The organism is Winogradskyella sp. (genome assembly GCF_025210595.1).
Taxonomy (GTDB): domain Bacteria; phylum Bacteroidota; class Bacteroidia; order Flavobacteriales; family Flavobacteriaceae; genus Winogradskyella.
In genome coordinates this window covers 1-3953 of sequence record NZ_JAOARH010000135.1, presented here as the reverse complement: position 1 = coordinate 3953, position 3953 = coordinate 1, and the positions used below count along the sequence as shown (strand labels likewise).

At 32.1% G+C, this 3953-nt stretch carries 3 protein-coding genes; 2 read left to right on the top strand and 1 reads right to left on the bottom strand.

Going from position 1 to position 3953, the window contains the following annotated elements; all coding sequences use genetic code 11:
• A partial coding sequence (locus N4A42_RS13435; RefSeq protein ID WP_294074990.1) for a M1 family metallopeptidase occupies nucleotides 1-1102 on the top strand: 1102 nt, incomplete at its 5' end.
• The gene (locus N4A42_RS13430) at nucleotides 1102-1674 is read left to right on the top strand and encodes a YdeI family protein (RefSeq protein WP_294074987.1); all 573 of its coding nucleotides are present in this window, start codon (nucleotides 1102-1104) and stop codon (nucleotides 1672-1674) included. The genes N4A42_RS13435 and N4A42_RS13430, both read left to right, overlap by 1 nt.
• Nucleotides 1675-1792: 118 nt before the next feature.
• On the opposite strand, the gene N4A42_RS13425 is transcribed toward N4A42_RS13430, so the two are convergent.
• Entirely contained in the window at nucleotides 1793-3937 is a 2145-nt protein-coding gene (locus N4A42_RS13425; RefSeq protein WP_294074992.1) for a S46 family peptidase, read from the bottom strand.
• Nucleotides 3938-3953: the final 16 nt, after the last annotated feature.

The following is a 3953-nucleotide window of genomic DNA, read 5'->3' as shown; positions in this document are numbered from 1 at the left end:
CGATGAAGTAGATAGTATGGACATTAGTATAACCATACCAAAAGGCTTAATGAATGTCTCTAACGGAAGGCTTAAAAATATTGAAGAACACTATAATACAATCACTACACACTGGACCGTTAAAAACCCAATAAACAACTACGGAGTTAATGTTAATATTGGTGATTATGTTAACTTTTCTGAAGTCTATAAAGGTGAAAATGGTGATTTAGACCTAGACTATTGGGTCTTATCCTACAATATCGAAAAGGCAAAAAAACAATTTAAAGAAGCACCAAGAATGATAGAAGCCTTTGAGTATTGGTTTGGTGCTTATCCATTTTACGAAGACAGCTTTAAACTCGTTGAAGTGCCCTATTTAGGTATGGAACACCAAAGTTCTGTAACCTATGGAAATGGTTATCAAAATGGGTATTTAGGTAGAGATTTATCTGGTACAGGAATTGGTTTAAAATTCGATTTTATAATTGTGCACGAAGGTGGTCATGAGTGGTTTGCAAATAGTATTACTAATAAAGATGTAGCAGACATGTGGATTCATGAAGGGTTTACAGCCTATGCCGAAAATCTATTTGTTAATTATTTTATCAGCACAACAGCATCTGCAGATTATGTTATTGGCACAAGGAGACTTATACAAAACGACAGACCACTTATTAGTACTTATAATGTAAATAGTGAAGGTTCTAGCGATATGTATTATAAAGGAGCAAACATGCTTCACACTTTAAGGCAATTAATTGAAAATGATATAAAGTGGCGGCAAATTCTAAGAGGTATAAATAAAGATTTTTACCATCAAACCGTAACATCTCAGCAAATAGAAGATTACCTCAGCAAAAAAACAGGTATCGATTTAACCGAATTCTTCAATCAATATTTAAGAACCACAATGATTCCTACTCTAGAATATAAATTTGAAGACGGAAACCTAAAATATCGTTGGATTAACATTGTTGAAAAATTCGATATGCCTATACAAGTTCTTGTTGACGGCAAATATGAATGGCTATTTCCTAATGCTGAATGGAAGTCTAAACCTGTAAAATCAAATTCAATAGAAATTGACCGTAATTTTTATGTGGAATCTAAACAATTATAATGGGCAATTTTCCAGAACTATACTTTGAACGTGATACAGATTGGTACGATTGGTTATTATCCAATCATAACAAACATAAAGCCGTGTATCTCATTTTCTATAAGCTAGAAACTGGTATTGCTACTATGCGTTGGGAAGAGGCTGTAAAAGTAGCACTTTGTTTTGGCTGGATAGACTCAACCGTAAAAAGTTTGGGTAATGGAAAGCGTAGACAATATTTTACTCCCAGAAACCCTAAAAGCACATGGAGTGCACTCAATAAAAAATATGTTTTAGAACTTGAAGCCGAAGGTTTAATTCACGATTCTGGATATAAAATGATTGAGCTTGCAAAAGCAACTGGCACTTGGACTGCTATGGACGATGTAGAAAATGGTATTATTCCACCAGAACTACAAAAAGCCTTTAATGAAAATCCTAAAGCTTTTGAAAATTATCAAAACTTCTCAAAAGGATATCGTAAGGGTTATCTATCTTGGTTAAATAGTGCCAAACGCGACGCTACACGCCAAAAAAGAATCTCTGAAATTATAAGGCTATGCACTGCGAATATTAAAAGTCGTAATGCGTAATGATTTTTTTCTATTAAAGCCTTAAAACTATAATTTCTCTAGCCTATTTCACAAAAAATACGTTGTTACAAAATGTTAATTTTATAACAACGTATTCTATTACATATTAAAACTAATACTATTTCTTAATAATAGTTAATTCATCTACAATGTTTTTAGCATTAGAGTAATTATCTATTAGCCAAAGTACATATCTAATATCTACATTTATTGTACGCTGTAAATCTTTATCAAATATAACATCACCAGCCATAGCCTCAATGTTACCATCAAACGCTAAACCTATTAATTCACCTTTTCCATTAAGTACAGGTGAACCTGAGTTTCCTCCAGTAATATCATTATCTGTTAAGAAATTTACAGGAAGTTGCCCTTTATCATTAGCATAACGTCCGTAGTCTTTATTTTCATAAAACTCAAGCATATCTTTCGGTAAATCAAACTCATGATCGTTAGGCTTGTATTTCTTAATCATACCTTTATAGGTTGTGTAGTTATTTATAGAAGCATCATTTCTAGCGTCTTTTGGTAAGGCTCTTACTTTACCATAAGATAATCTCAGTGTAGAATTTGCATCAGGATATTGTATTCTACTAATTTCAGATTTACGTAATCCATCAACTAATAATCTAAATGATTTTTGGTAATCATTTAATGGCTGCTTAATTGCTTCTGGCTCTTCTCTATATTTTGCTAATAAAGCTGATGATAATTTATAAAGTGGATCATTAGCTAGTATATCAGCGTCTGGATAGTTTAAAAATGCTTCTACACGCTCTTTTGATGAGAACATACTAAGATTAAACATAGCTTCAACATAAGTACTAACATCTTCTTTAGATGCTATTTCATTAACAAAATCTGGCAATTCATAATCAGACTTTGAAGTATATAATTTTAATTGTTCTGCTAAGATTTCTTTTTCTAATGGTAAGTGATAATCTTTAAATGAATTTTCAATGAATGATGCTAATCTAGGAGATAATTCTTTACGTTTTGCTTCATTCGATTCAACATAGTTTTCTAAACCTCTTCCTAATCTATATGGTAGTATGGAAAATTTACTAGAACGCAATAATGCTAATAAGTAATTATCGTGCTGTGCTTTTTTATTAGTAAGGCTATAATAGTTATTAATGGTTTCCATAACGTCTCCGTAGGTACCTTTATTCTGAGATTTGTTAGCCCACTTATTAAATTTTTTCTCAATTTTTCGCTTAGCTTCAGCTGTTTTGTGCTTGGTTAAAGCATCAATCATACCTTGACGGTTTTTCCAGTAATTAGCTATACCTGCGTATTTTGAAGCATACATAAGATTTATAGATTCATCTTTATCCATGTACTTTTTCATAACGTCCATACTACGCTTAGAACCTTCTACCCAAGCAGGATAAGCATACTTAACATTTTGCTCTATTCCTTCAGCAGGCATCCATCTGTTTGTACGTCCTGGATAACCTAAAATCATAGCAAAATCATTCTCTTTTACACCATCTATATTAATAGGTAAGTGATATTTTGCTTTTAATGGCACATTGTTTTTTGAATAATCTGCAGGATTTCCATCTGCATCTGCATATACTCTAAATAATGAGAAATCTCCTGTATGACGTGGCCACTCCCAGTTGTCTGTATCACCACCATATTTACCAACTTTATCTGAAGGTGTACCTACTAATCTTACATCTTTGTAATCTTCATATACAAAGTAATAATATTCGTTGCCTTGATAAAAAGATCTCACAGAAACTGTATACTTTCCTCCTTCATTATTTTCTTCTTGAATTTTAGCAATCTCTTTGTTAATAGCAGCTTCACGCTCTTTTTCTGTCATAGAATCATTAACCTTAGAAAGAATTCGTTTACTAACGTCATCCATTCTAACAAAAAACCTTACGTATAAACTTTCTGGCTTAAGTTCTTCACTTAATGATCCTGCCCAAAAGCCATTCTTTAAATGGTTTTGTTCAGCAGTTGATAATTCTGCTATAGCATTATATCCACAATGGTGATTTGTAAGTACTAAACCATTGCTAGATATAATACTTGCTGTACAACCTCCATTAAATTGTACAATAGCATCTTTTAAGCTTTGATTATTAATACTGTAAATTTCTTCAGCTGTTAACTGAAGTCCCATTTTTTGCATATCTCTATGGTTAAGACGCTCAATATGCATTAAAAACCACATGCCTTCATTAGCAAATAATGATGCGGGCAGTGTAAATAAAAGGGCAATTAGAAAATAATTTAGTTTTTTCATTTTTAAGTTTAATTGT